Below are 23,472 nucleotides of genomic sequence, written 5' to 3'. Positions count from 1 at the left end.
CGGGCTCTGCCCGCGATGGGGTCGGCGCCGAAGCGACTGCCTGGCGCATCTGCTCGCACCCCCACAACACCCGCTCAGGCGTCGCCGGTGCATCCACCTGGGGTTGCACCCGGTAATCGGCCAGGCTCGCCACTGCATCCTTGATCGCACACCACGCCGCGATCCCCAGCATGAACGGCGGTTCACCCACGGCCTTGGAATGGAACACCGTGTCTTCCGGGTTCTTGCGGTTCTCCACCAGCTTCACCCGCAGATCGATCGGCATGTCCGCCACCGCCGGAATCTTGTACCCGGCCGGGCCATTGGTGACCAGCTTGCCCTTGGCATTCCACACCAGCTCCTCGGTGGTCAGCCAGCCCATGCCCTGCACGAAACCGCCTTCCACCTGGCCGACATCGATGGCCGGGTTCAACGAGGCGCCCACGTCGTGAAGAATGTCGGTGCGCAGCATCTTGTACTCACCCGTCAGGGTATCGATCACCACCTCGCAACACGCCGCGCCATAGGCGAAATAGTAGAACGGCCGTCCGCGCGCCTGGCTGCGGTCGTAGTAGATTTTCGGGGTCTTGTAGAACCCGGTGCTGGACAGCGACACCTGAGCGAAATAGGCCTGCTGCACCAGCGTATCGAAACTCAGGATGTCGTCGCGCACCCGCACATGGCCGTTGCGAAACTCCACGTCCTCCTCGGTCACCCGATAATGCCGAGCGGCAAATTCCACCAGCCGTTGCTTGAGGGTTTCCGCCGCATTCTGGGCCGCCTTGCCGTTCAGGTCGGCGCCGCTGGAGGCCGCGGTGGGCGACGTGTTCGGTACTTTTTCGGTATTGGTGGCGGTGATCTGGATGCGCTCGATGTCCACCTGGAACACCTCGGCCACCACTTGCGCCACCTTCACGTTCAAACCTTGGCCCATCTCGGTGCCGCCGTGGTTCAAATGGATCGAACCGTCGGTGTAGATATGCACCAGCGCGCCAGCCTGATTGAGAAAACTGGCGGTGAATGAGATGCCGAACTTCACCGGCGTCAACGCCAGGCCTTTCTTCAGGATCGGGCTGCTGGCGTTGAACGCGCGAATCTCTGCACGTCGCTCATGGTATTGGCTGCTTTGCTCCAGGTCGGCGGTGATTTCCTCGAGCATGTTGTGCTCGACCGTCTGGTAGTAGTGGGTCACGTTGCGCTCGGTCTTGCCGTAGTAGTTGGCCTTGCGCACCGCCAGCGGATCAGCGCCCAGGTAGCGGGCGATACTGTCCATCACCTCCTCGATGGCAACCATCCCCTGAGGGCCGCCGAAACCGCGGTACGCCGTGTTCGACGCCGTGTTGGTCTTGCAGCGATGGCCGTTGACCGTGGCGTCGCCCAGGTAATAGGCGTTGTCCGAGTGAAACATGGCGCGGTCGACGATCGAGGCCGACAGGTCCGGCGAGCAGCCGCAGTTGCCCGCCAGCTCCAGATTGATGCCGTGCAGGCGCCCGGTGTCGTCGAAGCCCACGTCGTATTCGATATAGAAGGGGTGACGCTTGCCGGTCATCAGCATGTCTTCGACCCGCGGCAGGCGCATCTTGGTCGGCTGGCCGGTCAGGCGCGCCACTACGGCGCACAGGCAGGCGGGACTGGCGGCCTGGGTTTCCTTGCCACCAAAGCCGCCGCCCATGCGGCGCATGTCCACCACCACCTTGTGCATCGGCACATCCAGCACTTCGGCTACCAGCTTCTGCACCTCAGTGGGGTTCTGGGTGGAGCAGTAGACGATCATGCCGTTGTCTTCGGTGGGCATCACCGAGCTGATCTGGGTTTCCAGGTAGAAATGCTCCTGGCCACCGATGTGCAAGGTGCCCTGGATGCGGTGCGGTGCGCCGGCCAGCGCGGTGACCGAGTCACCGCGCTGATGGGTATGGCTGTCGAGCACGAAATGCTTGTTGCGCAGGGCCTGAACCACGTCCAGCACCGGTTCGAGGTCCTCGTATTCGATGATTGCCGCCATGGCCGCGCGACGCGCAGTGTCCAGGTCCCAGGCGGCCACGGCCAGCACGGGTTGGCCCACGAACTCGACCTTGTCGATGGCCAGCAGCGGGTCGCCGGGCAGCAGGGGGCCAATGTCCTTGAGGCCGGGAATGTCCTCATGGGTGATGGCGATGCGTACGCCGGGAAAGTTGTAGCAGGGCGAGGTGTCGATGCGCAGGATGCGTGCGTGGGCCCGGTCGGACATGCGCGCATACACGTGCAGCTGATTAGGAAATTCCAGGCGGTCGTCGATGTACACCGCCTCACCGCTGACGTGCTTGTCGGCGCTGTCGTGCTTGACGCTGCGGCCTACACCGCTGGTCAGGCCTTGAGCGAACAGTTCGGCCATCTCGGCCTGGGTCTTGCTGGCGTGATGGTTAGACATAAGCAGTCACCCGAGTCTCGATGTGCGGCGTTTGCAGTTCGATGAAGTACTTGCGCAGCAGGTTCTGCGCGCTCAGCAGGCGGTATTCCTTGCTGGCGCGGAAGTCCGACAGCGGCGTGAAGTCATCGGCCATGGCCGCACAGGCGGCTTCCAGCGTGGCGTGGTTCCAGGGCTGGCCCACCAGTGCCGCTTCGCAGGCCTTGGCGCGCTTGGGAATGGCGGCCATGCCACCGAAGGCCGCGCGGGCATCCTTGATCACACCGTTGTCGATGTGCAGGTCGAAGGCGGCGCACACGGCAGAAATGTCGTCGTCCAGTCGCTTGGACACCTTGTAGGCGCGGAAGCTTCGAGCGGGGTCGGCCCGAGGCACGATGATCTTCTCGATGAACTCGCTCTCTTCCCGGGCAGTGATGCGGTAGTCGATGAAATAGTCCTGCAGCAGCAGGGTGCGGGTGGTCTGGCCTTTGCGCAGCACGATTTTGGCGCCCAGAGCGATGAGCAACGGTGGCGAGTCGCCGATGGGCGAGGCGTTGCCGATATTGCCGCCCAGGGTGCCCTGATTGCGGATCTGCAACGAGGCGAAGCGGTGCAGCAGGGCGCCAAAGTCGGGATATTCCGCTGCCAGCGCAGCGTAGCAATCGGTCAACGAGGTGGCGGCACCGATTTCCAGACGGTCGTCGAAAGTTTCGATGCGTTTCATCTCGGCCACGTTGCCGACATAGATCATCACCGGCAGGGTACGATGGAACTGGGTCACTTCCAGGGCCAGGTCGGTGCCGCCGGCCAGCAGCCGGGCTTCGGGGTGAGCACTGTAAAGGTCGGCCAGATCGGCCACGGTGAGCGGCACCAGGCAGCGTTTCTCGCCACTGTTGAGCTCGCCGATGGCGGTGGGCGCAATGGCTTTCAGGCGGGCGATGGTCTGCGGCTCCAGGCTGTCGAACTGGTCGGGCTGGCGGGTGGCGCAGCAGGACTGTTCGGCGGCCGCCAGAATCGGCCGGTAACCGGTGCAGCGACACAGGTTGCCAGCCAAGGCCTCCTGGGCCTGATGCAGGTCGGGTGCGTCGCTGTTCTTCTGCAGGGCGAACAGCGACATGACGAAGCCGGGGGTACAGAAGCCGCACTGCGAACCGTGGCAGTCGACCATGGCCTGCTGCACGCTGTGCAGTCGGCCCTGGTGCTTGAGGTCTTCGACGCTGATCAGCTGCTTGCCATGCAGGGAGGAGACGAACGTGAGGCAGGAATTGAGGCTGCGGTAGCGGATACGCTCCTGACCCTCCTCGCCGTGCAGTTCACCCACCACCACGGTACAGGCGCCACAGTCGCCGCTGGCGCAGCCCTCTTTGGTGCCGGGTTTGCTCAGGTGCTCGCGCAGGTACTCGAGCACCGTCAGGTTCGGGTCTAGCGCATGCTCTGTGCGTAACTGCTGATTCAAAAGAAACTGGATCACGGGAAGGCCTCACGACGCATATTGTTATTACGCTTTTTGCTGAATCTATGCGGGTCTGACCTGGCGGTCAATCATTTGTTGACTTTTCGGTCAGGAAAATTGGGGTTCGTGGGGGATGGTCCCCTCACGCCAGCCCTTTCCCTAGGGGAGAGCAAGCACGAAAGCTCCGTGCGACAACCATGCCAACCCCCACAACCCACCCCCCAATTGCGCTACACTGCGCCGCTTGTACCGTTCACAGAGTGTCGAAGGAAAACCATGACGTTCAAGGCGCCGGACAGCCTCGCCGAGCAAATTGCCCAATACCTGGCGGACCGCATCATCAGTGGCGAACTGCAACCGACCGAGCGCATCCAGGAACAGAAGGTCACCCAGGCGCTGAATGTCAGCCGTGGCTCGGTTCGCGAAGCGCTGCTGATCCTCGAGCGCCGGCACCTGGTCGATATTCTGCCGCGCCGGGGTGCACAGGTCAGCGAACTCAGCGAGCACAAGGTGCGCAGCCTCTGCACGCTCATGAGCGAGATGTACATCCTGCTCGGCAACGCCGTGGCCCAGCGCTGGCAGAGCGAGAGCGACCTGGCGCCTTTCCTGGCCATCCAGCGGCGCCTGCAGGCCAGCTTCGAGCATCAGGACATCAATGCCTTCGTCGACGACAGCTTCAATGTGATGCGTGCGGCCTATCCGTTCGCCAACAATCCCTACCTGCAAGAAACCATCGAGAACCTGCAACCGGCCATGAACCGCACCTACTATCTGGCTCTTGAGCAGCGCAAGGCGTCGATGGGTGAATACCTGGACCTGTTCGAGCGCCTGCTGGCAGCGGTCACCGCACGGGATCTGCCCCGCATTCGCGACGTGCTCGGCGAGTATTGCCAGCGCAGCTGTGCGCTGGTGCTGTCCGCGCTGGCGGCGCGTTAAGCATGCGCCTGAAATGCATCCGGCTGGCCGGGTTCAAGTCGTTCGTCGACCCCACCACGGTCAACTTCCCCAGCAACATGGCAGCGGTGGTGGGCCCTAACGGTTGTGGCAAATCCAATATCATCGACGCGGTGCGTTGGGTGATGGGCGAAAGTTCGGCAAAGAACCTGCGCGGCGAATCGATGACCGACGTCATCTTCAACGGCTCTACCAGCCGCAAGCCGGTCAGCCAGGCCAGCATCGAGCTGGTGTTCGACAACGCCGACAGCACCTTGGTGGGCGAATACGCGGCCTACGCGGAAATCTCCATTCGTCGCAAGGTCACCCGCGACAGCCAGAACACCTACTACCTCAACGGCAGCAAATGCCGCCGCCGCGACATTACCGACATCTTCCTCGGCACCGGGCTGGGCCCGCGCAGCTACTCGATCATCGAACAGGGCATGATCTCCAAGCTGATCGAAGCCAAGCCCGAGGACCTGCGCAACTTCATCGAGGAAGCGGCGGGCATTTCCAAATACAAGGAACGCCGTCGGGAAACCGAGAACCGCATTCGCCGTACCCATGAAAACCTGGCGCGCCTGACCGACCTGCGCGAAGAGCTGGAGCGCCAGCTCGAACGCCTGCATCGCCAGGCCCAGGCGGCCGAGAAGTATCAGCAGTACAAGGCCGAGGAACGTCAACTCAAGGCGCAGCTGTCGGCCCTGCGCTGGCAAGCCCTGAATGAGCAGGTGGGCCAGCGCGAAGCAGTGATCGGCGATCAGGAAGTGGCCTTCGAGGCCCTCGTGGCCGAACAGCGCAATGCCGACGCCAGCATCGAACGTTTGCGCGATGGTCACCACGATCTGTCCGAGCGCTTCAATCTGGTGCAGGGGCGCTTCTATTCGGTGGGCGGCGACATAGGTCGCGTGGAGCAGAACATCCAGCACGGCCAGCAGCGTCTGCGCCAGTTGCAGGACGACTACCGGGAAGCCGAGCGAGCACGTTTGGAAACCGAATCGCACCTCGGCCACGACCGCACCTTGCTGGCGACCCTGGGCGAAGAGCTGGAAATGCTCGAGCCCGAACAGGAGATGACCAGCGCCGCCGCCGAGGAATCCGCGGCGTCTCTGGAAGAGGCCGAAGCCACCATGCATGGCTGGCAGGAGCAGTGGGACCAGTTCAACACCCATTCCGCCGAACCGCGACGTCTGGCTGAGGTGCAACAGGCGCGCATCGCCCAACTGGAGCTGTCCATGGAGCGACTGGCCGAACGCCAGCGCCGCCTGGGCGAAGAGCGCGAATTGCTCGCTGCCGATCCGGAAGATGCCGCCATCCTGGACCTGGCCGAACAGCTGGCCACCAGCGAGCTGGTCCTTGAAGAGTGGGCGGCAGAAGAAGAGCAGCACGTCGAGGGTCTCGAGCAGGTGCGCCAGCAACTGCAAGAGGCCACTCAGGCGCAGCAACAGGCCCAGGGTGAACTGCAACGACTCAACGGTCGACTGGCTTCCCTGGAAGCGTTGCAGCAGGCGGCTCTGGACCCCGGCACCGGCACCGCCCAGTGGCTGCGTGCCCAAGGCCTGGACCAGCGTCCGCGACTGGCGGAGGGCCTCAAGGTGCAAGCCGGTTGGGAGCTTGCGGTGGAAACCGTGCTGGGCGCCGACCTGCAAGCGGTGCTGGTAGACGAACTCAGTGGGCTGGACCTGGCTGGCTTCGAGCAGGGCGATCTGCGGTTGCTCAGCCTGGGGCCCGACACGGCAATGGCCACGGGAAGCCTGCTGGACAAGGTCGAAAGCAGCGTTGATCTCAGCCCCTGGCTGGCCAAGGTGCGTCCTGTGGCCGACCTGGATACGGCCTTGGCCCAACGTACCCAACTGGCGCCGGATGAAAGCCTGGTCAGCCAGGATGGCTACTGGGTGGGCCGGCATTTTCTGCGGGTCAATCGTGCCAGCGATGCCCAGAGTGGGGTGCTGGCGCGCGGTCAGGAATTGGTGGAACTGCAGGCCCAACTGCAAGCGCGCGAAGCCGCTCTCGCGGCCCTGGAAGAACAGCTGCTGGTATTGCGCGAACGGCAACGTCTCGATGAAGAGCAGCGCGAGCAATTGCGCCGCCGCATCCAGGACGAAAACCGTCGCCAGGGTGAGGTGAAGGCCCAGCTGTCCGCTGGCAAGGCGAAGGTCGAACAGCTGACCCTGCGTCGCCGTCGGCTCGACGAGGAGCTGGCCGAGCTGGGCGAGCAGCGGGCGCTGGAACACGAACAGGTCGGCGAATCACGTCTGCAACTGCAGGACGCTCTGGACGCCATGGCCCTGGACACCGAACAGCGCGAGTTGCTCATGGCTCAGCGTGACAGCCTGCGCGAACGCCTCGACCGGGTGCGTCAGGACGCCCGTCAGCACAAGGACCAGGCCCATCAGCTGGCGGTGCGCTTGGGCTCGCTGCGGGCTCAGCACGGCTCCACGCGCCAGGCCCTCGAACGCCTGGAACTGCAAGCCGAGCGCCTGAATGAAAAACGCGAGCAGCTGACCTTGGGTCTGGAGGAGGGCGAAGCACCTCTGGAAGAGCTGCGGCTCAAGCTCGAAGAGTTGCTGGAACGGCGCATGGCCGTGGACGAAGAAATGCGCCAGGCGCGCAATGCCATGGAAGACGCCGACCGCGAACTGCGCGACGCCGAGAAGCGCCGGACCCAGGCCGAGCAGCAGGCGCAGTTGCTGCGTGGGCAGCTGGAGCAGCATCGTCTGGAGTGGCAAGGCCTGAGCGTGCGTCGCAAGACCCTGCAAGACCAACTTCACGAAGATGGCTACGACCTGCACGGCGTGCTGGCCACCCTCGACGCCTTGGCCAACGAGAAAGAAGCCGAAGAGGAACTGCAGCGCATCGACGCCCGGATCCAACGCCTGGGTGCGATCAACCTGGCGGCCATCGACGAGTACCAGCAGCAGTCCGAGCGCAAACGCTATCTGGATGCTCAGGACGCCGATCTGGTGGAAGCCCTGGATACCCTGGAAAACGTCATTCGCAAGATCGACAAGGAGACCCGCAACCGTTTCAAAGACACCTTCGATCAAATAAACGCCGGTTTGCAGGCACTTTTTCCAAAAGTTTTTGGTGGTGGCAGTGCTTATCTGGAACTGACGGGCGAAGATTTACTCGATACTGGGGTAACAATCATGGCGCGCCCGCCTGGCAAGAAGAACAGCACCATTCATTTGCTCTCCGGTGGAGAGAAAGCCTTGACCGCTCTGGCCCTGGTTTTCGCCATCTTCAAACTGAATCCGGCACCGTTCTGCATGCTCGACGAAGTGGACGCGCCGCTGGACGACGCCAACGTCGGGCGCTATGCGCGGTTGGTCAAGGAGATGTCGCAGACGGTGCAGTTCATCTACATCACCCACAACAAGATTGCCATGGAAATGGCCGATCAATTGATGGGGGTGACCATGCATGAGCCCGGCTGTTCGCGACTGGTGGCAGTGGATGTGGAAGAAGCCATGGCCATGGTAGACGCTTAATGTAGCAGCGGCGTAAGCCGCGTCCGACCCTGCCGCGCCGAACCTGATACACCACGTAGTCTTGGACGCGGCTTACGCCGCTGCTACGGAAAAGGGGGTTCCAAGCGACAGACGGTGTAAAGTTGTCTTGGGTCGTGCTAGCTTAATGTACATATTGCTACGCGTGGAGAAAACGCCTGTCAGAACATAGAGTTGGCGCCACGTCTTAAAGAGGGTTCAAGCCCTTTATTTTTCAGCATTTTTATTAGAGGCACAGGATTACATGGAAATCGGTCTGCGCGAGTGGCTGATCCTCATCGGCATCATTGTCATTGCCGGTATTCTCTTCGATGGCTGGCGCCGCATGCGCGGTGGCAAGGGCAAGCTGAAGTTTCGTCTTGACCGCAATATTTCCAATCTGCCAGACGACGACGGCGGCGCTGAAGTGCTGGGCCCGCCCCGTGTACTGGACGATCAGAAAGAGCCCCACCTGGACGAGCCCGACCTGCCGCCCATGAGCGCCGAGCCCCGCGAGGGCAGCAGTAAGCGCAAGCGTGAGCCCCAGCCGCATCAGGGCGACCTGAACCTGGCGGTCGAAGCGGACGACATCAAGGAACATCAGGAAGCGCGCATCAGCAAACCGCCGCGCGAGCCCAAGGCGCAGCCGAGCAAGCCGCTGCCCAGCTTCAAGGCCGCGCGTGCTCGGGACGACGATTTTCCGGACGATGGCAAAGGGTTCTCCAGCAGCGGTGTGAGCACTGCCGAAACCAAGGACCTGGCGCCGGTCGAGGAAGTCCTGGTGATCAGCGTGATTTCGCGCAGCGACAGCGGGTTCAAGGGCCCGGCGCTGCTTCAGAACATCCTGGAAAGCGGCTTGCGCTTTGGCGAGATGGACATTTTCCATCGCCATGAAAGCATGGCGGGCAATGGTGAAGTGCTGTTCTCCATGGCCAATGCAGTGAAGCCCGGTGTGTTCGATCTGGACGATATAGACCACTTCAGCACCCGTGCGGTGAGCTTCTTCCTGGGCTTGCCCGGTCCGCGTCATCCCAAGCAGGCCTTCGACGTGATGGTCGCCGCAGCCCGCAAGCTGGCTCACGAGTTGGACGGTGAGCTCAAGGATGACCAGCGCAGCGTGTTGACCGCTCAGACCATCGAGCACTACCGTCAGCGCATCGTGGAGTTCGAACGCCGCGCGCTCACGCACAAGCGCTAGCCTCGAAACCGCAGCGCACCCATCGCGGGCAGAGCCCGCTCCCACAGGGTCCAGCGCTGCCCCAGGCCCCACACCCCCCTGTGGGAGCGGGTTCTACCCGCGATCGCCCCACCGCGGAGCCCCTGACACACCCCCGCACCCCTGTGGGAGCGGGTTCTACCCGCGATAGCCCCACCGCGGAGCCCCTGACACACCCCGCCCCCTGTGGGAGCGGGTTCTACCCGCGATAGCCTCACCGCGGAGCCCCTGACACACCCCGCCCCCCCTGTGGGAGCGGGTTCTACCCGCGATAGCCTCACCGCGGAGCCCCTGACACACCCCGCCCCCTTGTGGGAGCGGGTTCTACCCGCGATAGCCCCACCGCGGAGCACCTGACACACCCCCGTTCCCCTGTGGGAGCGGGCTCTGCCCGCGATAGCCTCACCGCGGAGCTGTTGATTCACCGCGGCGAAGGCCGACGCGGCTTACGCCGCTGCTACGATCGAATAAATCTGAGAGCAGCCTTGGCTGCTCTTTTGCTTCAAGCGAGAACCCGACATGACCGCCGCTACCCGAATCCTTGAACTGCGCGCCGAGCTGGACCAGCACAACTACCGCTACCACGTGCTCGACGAGCCCAGCATCCCCGACGCTGAATACGACCGACTGTTCCGCGAGCTCAAGGACCTCGAAGCCGCGAATCCGCACCTGGTCACCCCCGACTCCCCCACGCAACGCGTCGGTAACGCCGCGCTGACTGCCTTCAGTCAGGTGCGCCACGAGATCCCCATGCTCAGCCTGGGCAACGCCTTCGAAGAAACCGACCTGCGCGAATTCGACCGCCGCGTCACCGAAGGCCTCGACCTGCCGGTGGGCGACCTGTTCGGCAGCGGTGCAGCGGTGGAATACAGCTGCGAACCCAAGCTCGACGGCCTTGCCGTCAGCCTGCTCTACCAGGAGGGCGCCCTCGTGCGCGGCGCCACCCGTGGCGATGGCACCACCGGTGAAGACATCAGCGTCAACGTGCGGACCATCCGCAACGTTCCCCTCAAGCTGCACGGCAGCGGCTGGCCGGCCACCCTGGAAGTGCGCGGCGAGGTGTACATGTCCAAGGCAGGCTTCGAGCGTCTCAACGAAACCCAACTGGAAGTGGGTGGCAAAACCTTCGCCAACCCGCGCAACGCCGCCGCCGGCAGCCTGCGTCAACTGGACTCGAAAATTACCGCCAGCCGCCCGCTGGAATTCTGCTGCTACGGCATCGGCCAGGTAGCCCACGATATCGCCACCACCCACACTGGCAACCTCGAACAGCTCAAGCAATGGGGCATGCCCATCAGTCGCGAGTTGAAAGTGGCGAAGAACATCGAAGAGTGCCTGGATTATTACCGCGATATCGGCGCGCGCCGCACCCAGCTGCCCTACGAAATCGACGGCGTGGTGTTCAAGGTCAACAGCATCGGCGCACAGCGCGAGCTGGGTTTCCGCGCCCGCGAACCGCGCTGGGCCATCGCTCACAAATTCCCGGCCATGGAAGAGCTCACCGAGCTGCTGGACGTGGAATTCCAGGTCGGCCGCACCGGCGCGGTTACCCCGGTGGCACGCCTCAAACCTGTGAAAGTGGCGGGTGTCACCGTCGCCAACGCCACCTTGCACAACATGGACGAAGTCGCTCGCCTGGGTCTGATGATCGGCGACACCGTGATCATCCGCCGCGCCGGTGACGTTATCCCGCAGGTGATGCAGGTGGTCACCGAACGTCGGCCCGACAATGCCCGTGCCGTGGAGATCCCGCAAACCTGTCCGGTATGCGGCTCCCACGTCGAGCGCACCCAACTGATCAAGCGCAGCAAAGGCAAGCAGACGGTCAGCGAAGGCGCCGTCTACCGCTGTGTCGGCCGTCTGGCATGCGGCGCGCAGCTCAAGCAGGCGATCATCCACTTCGTTTCGCGACGGGCGATGGACATCGACGGGTTGGGCGAAAAAAGCATCGTGCAGTTGGTGGACGAAGGCCTCGTGTCGTCGCCTGCCGACCTCTATACCCTGGACTTCGACAGTGTGGTGCAGCTGGAAGGCTTCGCCGAGCTCTCCAGCAAGAACCTGCTCAAGGCCATCGACGACAGCAAGCGCCCGAGCCTGGCGCGCTTCATCTACGCGCTGGGCATCCCGGACGTGGGTGAGGAGACGGCCAAGGTGCTGGCTCGTTCGCTGGGGTCGTTGCAGCGGGTGAGCGAGGCATTGCCGCAGGTACTGACGTATCTGCCCGATGTCGGCCTGGAGGTGGCGTTCGAGATCCACAGCTTCTTCGAAGATCCGCACAATCAGAAAGTGATCAAGCAATTGCTGGAACGCGGTCTGGAGTTGCAAGAGGAGGGCGAAGTCCACGCCGAATACGCCGCCAGTACCACTCTGGCCGGGCTTATCGCCAAGCTCGACATCAGCTCGGTCGGGCCCACCGGCGCCGAGAAACTGGTAGCCAAGCTGGGCTCGTTGGAAAAGATCATCGAGGCCGATGGTATCGACCTGCGCCAGGCGCTAAATGCCAAGCAAGCGGACGCCGTGCGCGAGTATTTCCGCGATCCGCGCAATGCCGAAATGGCCAAGGCCGTGGAAGCTCAGCTGCAAGCGTTCGGCATGCACTGGGCCAGCACCAAAAAGGTCGTACAAGGCCTGCCTCTGACTGGCCAGACCTGGGTGCTGACCGGCTCCCTGGAACGCATGAGCCGCGATGTCGCCAAAGACAAGCTCGAAAGCCTGGGCGCCAAGGTCGCAGGCTCCGTGTCCGCCAAGACCCACTGCGTGGTCGCCGGCCCCGGCGCCGGCTCCAAGCTGGCCAAGGCCAACGAGCTAGGGGTCAAGGTGCTGGACGAAGACCAGTTCGTCGATTTCCTAGCAACCCACGACATCGAGCCATAACCCCCCCCCAACATCGCCGCCCTACACACACACGCAACCCCCTGTAGGAGCGGCGTACAGCCGCGAAAGCCCCCCTGCAGTCCCCCAGAAAAACCGCCCCAAAAAGCCACACAGCTCCCAAATGAAACCTTTTTCAATCGGCCATGCTCTAGTCATGGCAGGCCAACGGGAGATCGCCATGTATCGTTTCTTTGAACAACTGACTACAAGAATAACCGCCCCTTTCATCAAGCCCGAAAACCGTCACAGCAAAGTCTGGGAATGCAGCTGCGGGCAGTCGATCTTCTTTCGCAACAGCCAGTGCCTGGCGTGCCAGTCAGCCCTGGGCTACTGGCCGGAACGCAATGTGCTGTCGGCGCTGGATGCCGGCCCGGAAGTAGGCACCTGGCAGCTGCACAGCGACCCTGAAGCCGGTCTGTTTCGCCGCTGCGCCAACCTCGACACGCCAGCGGCGTGCAACTGGATGGTTCCGGCTGCCTCCGGTGTTGGTGCGTTGTGCATCGCCTGTAACCTGAACCGCACCATCCCTGACCTCACCGTCCCCGAGAACCCGGAAAACTGGCGCAAGGTGGAAACCGCCAAACGCCGCCTGGTGGCGCAGCTCATCAATCTCGGGCTACCTGTGGTGTCCAAGTTCGAAGACGAACAAACAGGCCTGGCCTTCGACTTCGTCGGTGTCGATCTGCAAGGCAATGCACCCACCACTGGCCATGCCAATGGCTTGGTCACGCTGGACATCAAGGAAGCCGACGATGCCCACCGCGAGAAGGTCCGGGTGCAGATGCGCGAACCCTATCGCACGCTGCTCGGCCATTTCCGCCACGAAGTGGGCCACTACTACTGGGATCGCCTGATCGCGAACACCCATTGGCAGGAAGATTGCCGGCGCCTGTTCGGCGACGAAACCCAAAGCTACGCCGACGCCCTCCAGCGCCACTACGATCAGGGCGCACCGCTGGACTGGCAACAGAGCCACGTCAGCGCCTATGCCACCATGCACCCGTGGGAGGACTGGGCAGAAACCTGGGCTCACTACCTGCACATGATGGACGCCGTGGACACCGCGCTGGGATTCGGCATGAGCGCCAAGGAAATGGACTTCGACTACACCCCGTTTCCGCTGGACACGCTTTACGACCCCGAGCACTCCAGCGGCCCGGCCTTCCTCTCGTTCGTCAACGCCTGGATCGAGCTGGCCGGCATGCTCAATGAACTGTCCCGCTCCATGGGTCAACCGGACTTCTACCCGTTCGTACTGCCTCCGGCCGTCATCGCCAAGCTGCACTTCATCCACGTGGTCGTTCAGGAAGCCGGCGGCCGCGCCGACGACGTATTGCAAGTATAAGTCCCCCCCACCTGTAGGAGCGGCGTCCCAGCCGCGAAAGCCGCCCCGCGGTGTCCCTGAAAAACCGCGGCGACCCCTTTCGCGGCTTCACGCCGCTCCTACAGGGGTGGCGTGATCAGGTACACCATCCGACGTTCAAACCCGATCCGCCCCCGATACGCCTCGCCGCTGTCCATCCAGCCCATCCCCGCATACAGCCTGATCGCCGCCTCGTTATCCGCATCCACCGACAACTCCAACCTGCGCACATCCGGCCAGGCCGCCATCGCCGCTGCCGGCAACCCCTCGAGACATGCCCGCCCCAAACCACGCCCCTGCATGCGCCGATCCACCTGCAAGGCATGCAACGTCGCCGCGCCGGCCTCGGCCCAGTGAGGCACGAACTCGCCATGCTTGAGCAACAGAAACGCCCGCGGCACATCATCCACTAGCAAGGCAAAACCCTGGATGTCGTCGTTGGAGCAGCCGAGCAAGGTATAGAGCGCCATCTCGATATCGCCGGAGAACGCTTTCTGGGCCGGATGGATTTCCAGCTGGGACAAGGCGTCGCGCTGGGTGGGCGTTAGATGGGGGTAGGGCGTGAGGGTCATCGTGATGGGCTTAGGCTCGGTAGGGGTGAGTACCGTAGCAATACTGGGCGGGGCTGTCATCGTGAGCCGTGCGGTGGTGTTGCGGCTATACGCGATCTGCTTTTAGCTCCCTCTCCCTCAGGGAGAGGGCTGGGGTGAGGGGACCATCCCCCACAAAAACCCAAGCCAACCCACACCCCACAACCCCCACCACCCAAGTCCCTGACACCCCTCAAATTTTTATCTTCACAACGGGTTGTAACTTCGCTCAAGATCGGTACAATGGCCCCCGCTCGCTACCTAGCGAGTGTCGTTATGGTGACCCTACCGGTCCCCCCGCAACGATTACCCGTGAACCTGGTCAGAGCCGGAAGGCAGCAGCCACAGCGGGAACATTGTGTGCCGGGGTGTGGCTGGTGGGGTTGCCACCTATCTAGCGTTCGCTAGCCAGAAGCAATACCTCTCTCGCACTATCTCCACACAGACTTCCTATACAAAGACTGTTTACAATTGCTCAATGCGCGACTTTCGATCCGGGCGCCCGCTCGAACGCCCGAACTGTGGCATTGCTGTCAGTACCAGAGGCCAGCCAGGTATCGATGCCCAGCCTGGGTCAATTCAAGCTTCGCTTCCACCGTCCCATCCGGCTTCTGCACTTTTTCGCGTGTGAGGAATCCTGCCAGTACCAATGCCCTTACCGTCCGCGTTTCCCTGAAGCGGTTGTAGGTCAGATCTCCCTGTTCGATATGGGTCAGCAGGCTCTGATGTTGTTTCTTGTAGTCGTTATCAATCATTGGGGTTTCCCTATTATTGTTCTGGGATTCAACCGCAGTGTAGGACAGAAATAGCTGTCCCGGTGCCGCTGACCTACGGTCTAGACAGGTTGGCCGCCCAACGGTGGTTACAAGGTTTATCAGCCCGAGTTTCAGGGCGCCGTTTCAAGGTCGTAGCGCTGCTGGATGCGATCGATCTCTCCCGACATTTTCATACGCAGCAGCACTCGCAGGATGCGCTGGACGGGCAGGGCAGGGTCGTTGCGCACGTAGCAGCCCAATTGCTGCACCTGCAGCAATGCCACCGGCTCGAGCCGCTCGGTGGCGGGCCTGTGCCGGTTGAACCAGGCCAGCGAGAGCTGGTTGGTCACGGCGTACCGGTAGCGGCCAATGGCGAGCTTTTCCAGCACCAGGCCCTGGCTGCGGGCGTCGTCGCGGATCAACCGACCGTCGCGAAAGCCCTGTTCCAACGTGTCGTAGGCATAGCCAAGCACGGTGCCGATGTACTCGCCTTGCAGATCGTCGGGGTTCACTGCCGCGCCGTCGGCGGCCCTGGCCACCAGGAAGTCTCGTTGCTCGATCAGTGGCAGGCTCCAGATATAGTCGCCGGACAGGTTCGGTTGCCAGGATTGGGCGGTGTAGCAGCGCACATCGACATCGCCACGCTCCATGGCCACCGCCATGCGCAACCGGGGTAGCACCTGATACTCGGCCGGGCTGCCCACCTGCGTCGCCAGGCTATGGAGCAGGTCGAACATGATCCCTCGATAGGGCACGCCTTCGTTGAGGTCTATCAGCGGCATGCTCCAGGCCTCGCCCACAGCGAAGCGAATCGGTGGTTCTTCGGCCAGGGCATTGCAGGCCAGCAACACCAGCGCGCTCAGGGCTAGACGCATAAGCCTCTCCAGTTGTTTTGCGATGGCGCTGTAATAGGTGAGGGCACTGGATGCAATTTTGCCCCTGCTCCGCTAGGATTAGCGGTCTTCCGCTTTCATGTCGCGACGGTTTTCAATGAGTTATCAGGTTCTTGCACGTAAATGGCGTCCGCGCTCGTTCCGCGAAATGGTTGGCCAGACCCATGTGCTCAAGGCTCTGATCAACGCGCTGGACAACCAGCGCCTGCACCATGCCTACCTTTTCACGGGTACCCGTGGTGTGGGCAAGACTACCATTGCCCGCATCATTGCCAAATGCGTGAATTGCGAGACCGGCATCACCTCCACGCCTTGCGGCGAGTGCTCGGTGTGCCGCGAAATCGACGAAGGCCGTTTCGTTGACCTGATCGAGATCGACGCCGCCAGCCGCACCAAGGTCGAGGACACCCGCGAACTGCTCGACAACGTTCAATATGCTCCAAGCCGCGGCCGCTTCAAGGTCTACCTGATCGACGAAGTGCACATGCTTTCCAGTCACTCGTTCAACGCCTTGCTCAAGACTTTGGAAGAGCCGCCGCCCTACGTCAAATTCATCCTCGCGACCACCGATCCGCAAAAGCTGCCGGCGACCATTCTTTCCCGGTGTCTGCAGTTCTCCCTGAAGAACATGACGCCCGAGCGCGTGGTCGAACACCTCAGCCATGTGCTGGGCGTGGAGAACGTGCCATTCGAAGATGACGCCCTGTGGTTGCTAGGTCGCGCCGCCGACGGTTCGATGCGCGATGCCATGAGCCTCACCGACCAGGCCATCGCTTTCGGTGAAGGCAAGGTGTTGGCCGCCGACGTGCGCGCCATGCTCGGTACGCTGGATCACGGCCAGGTCTATGGCGTGCTTCAGGCACTGCTCGAAGGCGATGCACGGGGCCTGCTCGAAGCCGTGCGGCATCTGGCCGAGCAGGGCCCGGACTGGAACGGCGTGCTGGCCGAGATGCTCAATGTGCTGCACCGCGTCGCGGTGGCCCAGGCGCTGCCCGAGGCCGTGGACAACGGGCAGGGTGATCGTGATCGCGTACTGGCAGTGGCTCAGGCGCTGCCGGCTGAAGATGTGCAGTTCTATTACCAGATGGGCCTGATCGGTCGTCGCGATCTGCCCCTGGCGCCGGACCTGCGCAGCGGCTTCGAAATGGTTTTGCTGCGCATGCTGGCGTTCCGCCCGGCGGGTACCAGCGAAGGACCCAGCCAACCGCTAAAGCCAGTGGGGATCAGCCAAGCCACAGTTGATTCCGCCAACTCAGTGGCCGTAGCAGCGGATTCATCCGCGTCCAGCCCCACCGCGGTACCCAAGCCAGAGCCTACCCTGGCGCCGGACGCCGTACCCCAACCCACCGCGGACCCTGTAGGCGCAGCGTACGGGCGCGAAGAATCCCCCTCGGAACCCCAGGCCACCCCCGCGGCCGATGACGCGGCCCTGGCATCAACGCCTGCGGAAGAGGTCATCGACCTTCCCTGGAACGACCCCGCGCCTGCCGCGCCCATCGCCCCAGAGCCCATCCTGGACACCGTGGCCGAGCAACCCGCGCTAACGCCGATGCCCGCGCCGACCCCGGCCAGTGCTGTCCCCGACGCGCCGGAAACCGAAACCGCCGCCTTCGCCCAGGACGCCGAGCCTGTCGAATACGCCCCGGCTGGCATGGATCGCGACGACGAGCCGCCGCTGGACGAGGACTACTACGCTCCGGAAATGGACGGTGCCGCCTACAGCTACCTCGACGAGCTGGCCAGCGAGACAGTCCACGACACCCCGGTGGAGCCTGAACCCGAAGTGCTTCCGGCGTCCCAACCCGCCACCGGCCTGGCGCTCGAATGGCTTGAGCTGTTTCCAAAACTGCCTATTTCCGGCATGACCGGCAGCATCGCCGCCAACTGCACGCTGATCGCCGTGGACGGTGACGCCTGGCTGCTGCACCTGGACCCGGCCCACAGTGCCTTGTTCAACGCCACCCAACAGCGGCGCTTGAACGATGCCCTGAACCAATACCACAACCGCACCCTCACGCTGACCATCGAGCTGGTGCGGCCCGAACAGGAAACCCCGGCCCAGGCGGCTGCGCGCAAGCGGGCCAATCGGCAGAAAGACGCCGAGGCGTCGATCCAGGGCGACCCGTTCATCCAACAAATGCTGCAACAGTTCGGCGCAACCATTCGTAACGATACTATTGAACCTGTCGAAGCCGTGGCGAGCCCAACTCAGTAAGCTGAATACCCGACACCGCGCAATCGCCCCGGCGCCGCGCGGTCACAACCCATCGACCCTTGAGGTGAACCCCATGATGAAAGGTGGCATGGCCGGCCTGATGAAGCAGGCGCAGCAGATGCAGGAAAAAATGGCCCAGATGCAGGAAGAACTGGCCAAAGCCGAAGTGACCGGCCAGTCCGGTGCTGGCCTGGTCAGCGTGGTGATGACCGGTCGCCACGACGTCAAGCGCGTCTCCTTGGACGACAGCCTGATGCAGGAAGACAAAGACGTGCTGGAAGACCTGATCGCCGCCGCGGTCAACGACGCCGTACGCAAGATCGAAGCGAACAGCCAGGACAAGATGTCCGGCATGACCTCCGGCATGCAACTGCCGCCCGGGTTCAAGATGCCGTTCTAAGGTGTCCAGGTTGGAAATGAAAATGCCAGGCGTTTGCCTGGCATTTTTTTTGGGTGGTATCGGGTTGTGGTGGTTATTTGCGGTGAATGGTCCCCTCACCCCAACCCTCTCCCTCAGGGAGAGGGGGCAAAAGGCAGTACGCGGTGTTGCGACTAGCGGTGATCGGCTCCCTCTCCCCTAGGGAGAGGGCTGGGGTGAGGGGACCATCCCCCACAACAGCACCCCAACTGAACGCCCATCCCCGAGCCGCTGTCTTCCCCCTATAGCATTCCACAAGGAGCCCGCCGCAATGTCCCAAGAAATGACCCTCAACCAGCGCTTCGTTCTCGCCTCCCGCCCCAAGGGCGCGCCCACGCCCGAGAACTTCCGCCTGGAACGCGAGGCCCTGCCTGATCTTGAAGACGGCCAAATCCTGCTGCGCACCCTCTACCTGTCCCTGGACCCCTACATGCGCGGCCGCATGAGCGACGCGCCGTCCTACGCCGCCCCAGTCGAAATCGGCGAAGTCATGACCGGCGGCGCCGTCAGCGTCGTAGAAACATCCAAGAACCCCAAATTCCGTGAAGGCGACTTGGTGGTCGGCAGCACTGGCTGGCAGACCCACAGCATCAGCGATGGCAGCGATGTCATGCCACTGCCGGCCGGTATCCCCAGCCCATCCATGGCAGTAGGCGTGCTGGGCATGCCCGGCATGACCGCGTTCATGGGCCTGACTCACATCGGGCAGCCCAAGGAAGGTGAAACCCTGGTAGTGGCCGCCGCATCCGGCGCCGTCGGCTCGGTGGTGGGGCAGATCGGCAAGATCAAAGGGCTGAAAGTGGTGGGCATTGCGGGTGGGCCGGATAAATGCCGTTACGTGGTGGAAGAGCTGGGCTTCGACGCCTGCGTCGACCACAAAAGCGAGACCTTTGCCGAAGACCTCGCCCAGGCCTGCGACAAAGGCATCGATGTCTACTTCGAAAACGTTGGCGGCAAGGTGTTTGACGCGGTCATGCCGTTGCTCAACGCCAAGGCGCGGATCCCGGTGTGTGGTCTGATTGCTGCCTACAACCAGACCGAGCTGCCGGAAGGCCCTGACCGTTTCGGCTTGCTGCCGCGCATGCTGCTGACCAAACGCGTACGCATGCAGGGCTTCATCGTGTTCGATGATTTCGGCGACCGCCATTCGGAATTCTTCTCGGCCATGGTGCCGTGGGTGCGTGATGGCAAGATCAAGTTCCGCGAGGACGTGGTCGAAGGCCTGGAGCAGGCACCCGAAGCGTTTATCGGCCTGTTGCAAGGCCATAACTTCGGCAAGTTGGTGGTCAAGGTGTCCGAGGCATAAGGATTTGACCTCACCGGGAGGCGCGGGTATAAACCGCGTCTCGTTGTCTTCGCAGGCCGTATTACCATGAGCTTCAGCCCCCTGATTCGCCAACTGATCGACTCGCTGCGCACCTTGCCAGGCGTCGGTCAGAAATCTGCCCAGCGCATGGCTCTGCAGCTGCTCGAGCGTGACCGCAGCGGCGGCAGCCGTCTGGCCCAGGCGCTGAGCCAGGCCATGGAAGGTGTCGGCCATTGCCGTCAGTGCCGTACCCTCACCGAAGAAGAGCTGTGCCCGCAATGCGCCGACCCCCGGCGCGACGACACGCTGCTGTGCGTGGTGGAAGGGCCGATGGATGTATATGCCGTCGAGCAGACCGGCTACCGTGGGCGCTACTTCGTGCTCAAGGGGCACCTGTCGCCGCTGGATGGGCTGGGCCCTGAAGCGATTGGCATTCCGCAGTTGATGGCGCGGATAGAAGAGCAGGGCAGCTTCACCGAAGTGATCCTGGCCACCAACCCCACGGTCGAAGGGGAAGCCACCGCCCACTACATCGCTCAGCTACTGGCGAAGAAAGGCCTCATCGCCTCGCGCATCGCCCATGGCGTGCCGTTGGGTGGAGAGCTGGAGTTGGTGGATGGCGGAACGCTGGCCCACTCGTTTGCGGGGCGTAAGCCGATCTCGCTGTGATTTTCAGCGACTGCGCTGGCCTCATCGCGGGCAGAGCCCGCTCCCACAGGGATCCTCGCCGCAGCACAGTCCTATAGTGGGAGAGGGTTCTTCGCCACAGCATAGTCCCCCTTTGGGAGCGGGCTCTTCGCCACAGCACGGTCCCCCCTGTGGGAGCAGGCTCTTTGCCACAGCACAATCCCCTGTGGGAGCGGGCTCTGCCCGCGATGAGGCCCTCACATCCACCACAAAAGCCAATCCCACCCCGCAGCCTCACCTAAACGAATAATACTTGTGCCCCACATAACTGGTAAAAACCGGCACCGCTACACCAATCCCATGGGCAATCTCCCGCACGAACACCTCTACACCCATCTTCGGCAAGAAATACTCCGCTAAAAACAGACTGATCACATACGTCTGCACCACCGCCACCACATTCACCAACGAAAACATCACCATCGAGCGCCCGGTCGACTGCGTGGAATGGCGAAACACAAACATCCGCGCCAATGCATACGCCGTACACATCCCGGTCAGATACGCCAGAATGATCGCATTCGGAAAGGACATCCAAAGGTTATAGACATACCGCGAGCACACGTTCACCAGCGCCGCAGTTCCGCCCGTCAAAATGAAAACCAGAAACTCCCGCGAAGCAAACAAGGTCATCATCGCGCCGCATCCTTCGCCATCTGCCTGCCAAAGTCGATACTCTCGGAGATGCCCCGGTCTTCCGGGTAGTAATACGAGGTATCGGCCACCCACAACCCCTCGATGATATTCACCGGCGGCAGACTGTCCATATACGACGGCTGACAGATCGGCTGCGCGTAGTAATACCGGCTCGCCATCGCATCGATGAAATCACTCTCTTGCAACGATGGATTGATCTTCCGGAAATAGCGCTTCACCTTATCGATGAACACCTGGTTATCGTCCCTGTACTTCGGATCATCCTGAGGAATGTAAAACGGCACGTACACAATGTGGTCCTTCAACGGATGCAGATTGCTGTATTCCACAATCCCCGGAATATCCATTTCCGGATCATTGGTGTTGAGCCAGAAATTGCGGGTCAACGCCTTGCGCAGCTTGACGATCACGCACACTACGGCGATGTTGTTCTTGGCCTTGAACTGTTCCAGCGCCTTGGCCGGCAATCCAGGAATCACCTTGGGAATGTAGGGAATCGGAATAGTGCTGATCACCCGGTCAAACGTCAGTCGCTCACCCTCGACCAACAACCCTGCCGCCTTGCCATCCTCGATCAGCACTTCCTGCACCGGCGTGCGCAGGTGGATCTGCCCACCATTTTTCAGAATGTCCGCGTGCATGGCCTGCAACAGCGTTTCCGAACCGCCTTCCAGATAGCCGAGCTTTTCGTTGAACAGGTCGTAGCGGGAGCGCCCGATACGGCGGATTCGACTCCAGATCCACGCCGCCGACAAGTTGCCGGTGAAGTGATGAAACTTGTACTCGAACAGGCGCCGCCACAGCACCTCATAGGCTTCATCGCCGACCCAGCGTTTGATCCAGCCGGTTGCCTCGACATCGTCCAATGGCTTCCAGTCATCGCGCTTGGTCGAGAGGAACGCGTGAGCGCCGTATCGCACCTTCGCCGTCAGGCTCAGCCCCTTGAACTTCAACAACGCGACCGGATTGCCCCAGTCCTGCACCTGGTTCAAATACCAATAGCCCATGCGCGTTTTCACCCAGCGCATCTTTGCGCCGATGCCGAGTTCATCCAGCACTTTCAGGAACGCATGGTCCGAAATGCAATGAAAGTGGTAATAGCGCTCAATCTTCTGTCCGGAAAAATCAAACGATGCAGTCATGCCGCCGATGCGGTCGTCCGCCTCGTAGATCACCGGGCAATGCCCATCGCGAGCCAGTTGATAAGCCACAGCCAAACCCATCGGCCCTGCGCCAAGTACCGCAATACGCTTGCCCATGTTAGAACTCCATGACGACTTTGCTGTACGTCGGATCGTTGAACGTCTCATGGATGGCCGCATCGAAGGGCGTCGGCGTGACATTGAAAATCGCCGGCCAATCGATGATCTCGAATTCATCCGGCGCAATCAGCGCCTTGAGCTGGGAAGGGGTGAAAGGGGGATTCTTGTCAAACACGGCCCAGGTCTTGAGCAACGTATAGAACAGGCTGTAGGGGATCTTCACGATCAGCGCATTGGCCCCCACGCTTTTCTTGATCTGGCGGATGATGTCGATGTAGTTGATCTTCTCCAGCCCCGTCACGTTGAACACCTTGCCGGCGATCCCGGTTTCCAGGCAACTGACGATAATGCTGCAGAAGTCCCCCACATACAGTGGCTGACGCATATAACGGCCATGCCCCGGCACGGGAAACACCGGCACTTTCTGCATGAACCGCGACAGCCAGCCCAGATGCTTGCGATCGAACCAGCCGAACATCAGGGTAGGGCGCAACACCACGCAGTTGATGCCGCTGGCCAGTACGATCTGTTCCTGAGTGGTTTTGGTCTGCGTATAGAAATCATCAGCCACCGACTCAACCACCGATGAACTGATATGCACGGTATAGGGGATGGCGTACTGCTTGATACAAGCCAGAATATGTTCGGTAGCGGTGATGTTGTTGCGCACGAACGGCTCGATCGATGGATCGCCAATCTGCGCCTGTAACATCACTACCGCGTCGGCACCGTCGAACAACACTTGCCAGGCCCCCGGCTCGGCTAGGTCTGCGTATTCGATAGTGAGTTCAGGGTGCATGCGCTTGAGCGCGGCGAGGTTGTTGCGATGCTTGTCCAGCACCACCAGATTGGTATAGCCGCGACGCTTGAGGTGGGCCACCAGATTCTGCCCCACCAGCCCCGCCCCGCCAGGAATGAGAATTTTGCTCGATTTATCCATGACTCCACCACTCCATAGCTGAATTCAGTTCACCAAGCCCTGTAGGAGCGGCGTACA

The 23,472-nt window shown here is 62.1% G+C and carries 17 protein-coding genes and 1 other RNA gene; 10 read left to right on the top strand and 8 right to left on the bottom strand.

Going from position 1 to position 23,472, the window contains the following annotated elements; all coding sequences use genetic code 11:
- Together xdhB and xdhA are read right to left on the bottom strand one after the other, a co-directional pair.
- Positions 1–2,386: xanthine dehydrogenase molybdopterin binding subunit (gene xdhB, locus B3397_RS13100; RefSeq protein WP_296250708.1), on the bottom strand; the 2,386-nt coding region annotated here is incomplete at its 3' end.
- Entirely contained in the window at positions 2,379–3,833 is a 1,455-nt protein-coding gene (gene xdhA / locus B3397_RS13095) for a xanthine dehydrogenase small subunit (protein ID WP_296250705.1), read from the bottom strand. The genes xdhA and xdhB, both read right to left, overlap by 8 nt.
- A gap of 258 nt (positions 3,834–4,091) precedes the next feature.
- On the opposite strand from xdhA, the gene B3397_RS13090 reads away from it, so the two are divergent.
- The 5 genes from B3397_RS13090 to B3397_RS13070 all read left to right on the top strand — a co-directional run bounded on the left by B3397_RS13090 (position 4,092) and on the right by B3397_RS13070 (position 13,674).
- Positions 4,092–4,751, top strand: coding sequence for a GntR family transcriptional regulator (locus tag B3397_RS13090; RefSeq protein WP_296250703.1), 660 nt, complete (start codon positions 4,092–4,094; stop codon positions 4,749–4,751).
- Positions 4,752–4,753: 2 nt separating this feature from the next.
- Entirely contained in the window at positions 4,754–8,242 is a 3,489-nt protein-coding gene (gene smc / locus B3397_RS13085) for a chromosome segregation protein SMC (RefSeq protein ID WP_296250701.1), read from the top strand.
- Between the two features lie 262 nt (positions 8,243–8,504).
- Positions 8,505–9,437 carry a cell division protein ZipA gene (gene zipA, locus B3397_RS13080; protein ID WP_296250698.1) on the top strand — a complete coding sequence of 311 codons (933 nt, stop codon included), beginning with the start codon at positions 8,505–8,507 and terminating at the stop codon, positions 9,435–9,437.
- Between the two features lie 537 nt (positions 9,438–9,974).
- A complete protein-coding gene (gene ligA / locus B3397_RS13075) occupies positions 9,975–12,329 on the top strand; it encodes an NAD-dependent DNA ligase LigA (protein WP_296250697.1) in 2,355 nt (784 codons plus the stop codon).
- A gap of 178 nt (positions 12,330–12,507) precedes the next feature.
- Complete coding sequence (locus tag B3397_RS13070; protein WP_296250695.1) at positions 12,508–13,674, top strand: zinc-binding metallopeptidase family protein; 1,167 nt, start codon at positions 12,508–12,510, stop codon at positions 13,672–13,674.
- Between the two features lie 98 nt (positions 13,675–13,772).
- Here B3397_RS13070 and B3397_RS13065 read toward each other — a convergent pair whose 3' ends face one another.
- Entirely contained in the window at positions 13,773–14,264 is a 492-nt protein-coding gene (locus B3397_RS13065) for a GNAT family N-acetyltransferase (protein WP_296250693.1), read from the bottom strand.
- Between the two features lie 304 nt (positions 14,265–14,568).
- Between B3397_RS13065 and ffs the strand changes: the two genes are divergently transcribed.
- An RNA gene (gene ffs, locus B3397_RS13060) (signal recognition particle sRNA small type) lies at positions 14,569–14,665 on the top strand.
- Between the two features lie 150 nt (positions 14,666–14,815).
- Here ffs and B3397_RS13055 read toward each other — a convergent pair.
- Positions 14,816–15,037 (bottom strand): hypothetical protein, encoded by a 222-nt coding sequence (locus tag B3397_RS13055; RefSeq protein WP_296250690.1) that lies wholly within the window; start codon positions 15,035–15,037, stop codon positions 14,816–14,818.
- 131 nt (positions 15,038–15,168) lie between these two features.
- The gene (locus B3397_RS13050) at positions 15,169–15,912 is read right to left on the bottom strand and encodes a substrate-binding periplasmic protein (RefSeq protein WP_296250688.1); all 744 of its coding nucleotides are present in this window, start codon (positions 15,910–15,912) and stop codon (positions 15,169–15,171) included.
- A 115-nt stretch (positions 15,913–16,027) separates the two neighbouring features.
- On the opposite strand from B3397_RS13050, the gene dnaX reads away from it, so the two are divergent.
- From dnaX to recR, 4 genes are all read left to right on the top strand, one after another.
- Positions 16,028–18,145 carry a DNA polymerase III subunit gamma/tau gene (gene dnaX / locus B3397_RS13045; RefSeq protein WP_296250685.1) on the top strand — a complete coding sequence of 706 codons (2,118 nt, stop codon included), beginning with the start codon at positions 16,028–16,030 and terminating at the stop codon, positions 18,143–18,145.
- A gap of 73 nt (positions 18,146–18,218) precedes the next feature.
- Positions 18,219–18,545: a YbaB/EbfC family nucleoid-associated protein gene (locus tag B3397_RS13040; protein WP_043189078.1), complete on the top strand. Its 327-nt coding sequence runs from the start codon at positions 18,219–18,221 to the stop codon at positions 18,543–18,545.
- 289 nt (positions 18,546–18,834) lie between these two features.
- On the top strand, positions 18,835–19,869 hold the full coding sequence (locus tag B3397_RS13035) for an NADP-dependent oxidoreductase (protein WP_296250678.1): 1,035 nt from the start codon (positions 18,835–18,837) through the stop codon (positions 19,867–19,869).
- Between the two features lie 66 nt (positions 19,870–19,935).
- Positions 19,936–20,538: a recombination mediator RecR gene (gene recR, locus B3397_RS13030; RefSeq protein ID WP_296250675.1), complete on the top strand. Its 603-nt coding sequence runs from the start codon at positions 19,936–19,938 to the stop codon at positions 20,536–20,538.
- A gap of 252 nt (positions 20,539–20,790) precedes the next feature.
- Here the strand turns inward: recR and B3397_RS13025 are convergent, their stop codons facing one another.
- Genes B3397_RS13025 through B3397_RS13015 form a run of 3 tightly spaced genes read right to left on the bottom strand, consistent with a single transcriptional unit; the run spans position 20,791 to position 23,415 of the window.
- Positions 20,791–21,192 (bottom strand): GtrA family protein, encoded by a 402-nt coding sequence (locus tag B3397_RS13025; protein ID WP_296250673.1) that lies wholly within the window; start codon positions 21,190–21,192, stop codon positions 20,791–20,793.
- Positions 21,189–22,472: an NAD(P)/FAD-dependent oxidoreductase gene (locus tag B3397_RS13020; RefSeq protein WP_296250670.1), complete on the bottom strand. Its 1,284-nt coding sequence runs from the start codon at positions 22,470–22,472 to the stop codon at positions 21,189–21,191. Before B3397_RS13020 ends, B3397_RS13025 begins: the two co-directional genes overlap by 4 nt.
- 1 nt (position 22,473) lies before the next feature.
- On the bottom strand, positions 22,474–23,415 hold the full coding sequence (locus B3397_RS13015; protein WP_296250666.1) for an NAD-dependent epimerase/dehydratase family protein: 942 nt from the start codon (positions 23,413–23,415) through the stop codon (positions 22,474–22,476).
- Positions 23,416–23,472 lie beyond the last annotated feature (57 nt).

The sequence above is a fragment of the Pseudomonas sp. UBA4194 genome, assembly GCF_002379585.1.
Lineage (GTDB): Bacteria > Pseudomonadota > Gammaproteobacteria > Pseudomonadales > Pseudomonadaceae > Aquipseudomonas.
This window is presented reverse-complemented; position numbering and strand designations above follow the sequence as displayed.

What these genes read in the sequence shown, in the direction of transcription:
- recR (WP_296250675.1), top strand. Translation starts at nt 19,936, where the DNA reads ATGAGCTTCAGCCCCCTGATTCGCCAACTGATCGACTCGCTGCGCACC.
- B3397_RS13040 (WP_043189078.1), top strand. Translation starts at nt 18,219, where the DNA reads ATGATGAAAGGTGGCATGGCCGGCCTGATGAAGCAGGCGCAGCAGATG.
- B3397_RS13015 (WP_296250666.1), bottom strand. Translation starts at nt 23,415, where the DNA reads ATGGATAAATCGAGCAAAATTCTCATTCCTGGCGGGGCGGGGCTGGTG.
- B3397_RS13055 (WP_296250690.1), bottom strand. Translation starts at nt 15,037, where the DNA reads ATGATTGATAACGACTACAAGAAACAACATCAGAGCCTGCTGACCCAT.
- B3397_RS13050 (WP_296250688.1), bottom strand. Translation starts at nt 15,912, where the DNA reads ATGCGTCTAGCCCTGAGCGCGCTGGTGTTGCTGGCCTGCAATGCCCTG.
- B3397_RS13035 (WP_296250678.1), top strand. Translation starts at nt 18,835, where the DNA reads ATGTCCCAAGAAATGACCCTCAACCAGCGCTTCGTTCTCGCCTCCCGC.
- B3397_RS13020 (WP_296250670.1), bottom strand. Translation starts at nt 22,472, where the DNA reads ATGGGCAAGCGTATTGCGGTACTTGGCGCAGGGCCGATGGGTTTGGCT.
- B3397_RS13070 (WP_296250695.1), top strand. Translation starts at nt 12,508, where the DNA reads ATGTATCGTTTCTTTGAACAACTGACTACAAGAATAACCGCCCCTTTC.
- B3397_RS13065 (WP_296250693.1), bottom strand. Translation starts at nt 14,264, where the DNA reads ATGACCCTCACGCCCTACCCCCATCTAACGCCCACCCAGCGCGACGCC.
- ligA (WP_296250697.1), top strand. Translation starts at nt 9,975, where the DNA reads ATGACCGCCGCTACCCGAATCCTTGAACTGCGCGCCGAGCTGGACCAG.
- B3397_RS13025 (WP_296250673.1), bottom strand. Translation starts at nt 21,192, where the DNA reads ATGATGACCTTGTTTGCTTCGCGGGAGTTTCTGGTTTTCATTTTGACG.
- dnaX (WP_296250685.1), top strand. Translation starts at nt 16,028, where the DNA reads ATGAGTTATCAGGTTCTTGCACGTAAATGGCGTCCGCGCTCGTTCCGC.
- B3397_RS13090 (WP_296250703.1), top strand. Translation starts at nt 4,092, where the DNA reads ATGACGTTCAAGGCGCCGGACAGCCTCGCCGAGCAAATTGCCCAATAC.
- zipA (WP_296250698.1), top strand. Translation starts at nt 8,505, where the DNA reads ATGGAAATCGGTCTGCGCGAGTGGCTGATCCTCATCGGCATCATTGTC.
- smc (WP_296250701.1), top strand. Translation starts at nt 4,754, where the DNA reads ATGCGCCTGAAATGCATCCGGCTGGCCGGGTTCAAGTCGTTCGTCGAC.